At 65.4% G+C, this 246-nt stretch carries 1 pseudogene; it reads right to left on the bottom strand.

Annotated features, from left to right (window positions below):
• Nucleotides 1-246, bottom strand: a pseudogene (gene tuf / locus LL06_RS24485) (elongation factor Tu); the annotation flags it as partial.

Below are 246 nucleotides of genomic sequence, written 5' to 3'. Positions count from 1 at the left end.
TGACGACGCCGCGCTCGACGCGGCCGGTCACGACCGTGCCGCGGCCCGAGATCGAGAACACATCCTCGATCGGCATCAGGAACGGCATGTTGATCGGACGCTCGGGCGTCGGGATGTATTCGTCGACGGCCGCCATCAGCGCGCGGATTGCGTCTTCGCCCATGGCCTTGTCGCCATCGTTCAGGGCAACCAGAGCCGAGCCCTTGACGATCGGAATGTCGTCGCCGGGGAAGTCGTAGGACGACA

It is taken from the genome of Hoeflea sp. BAL378 (genome assembly GCF_000759435.1).
GTDB lineage: Bacteria > Pseudomonadota > Alphaproteobacteria > Rhizobiales > Rhizobiaceae > Hoeflea.
Note: the sequence above shows the minus strand (reverse complement) of the source record. Positions and strands in the feature narration are given on the sequence as shown.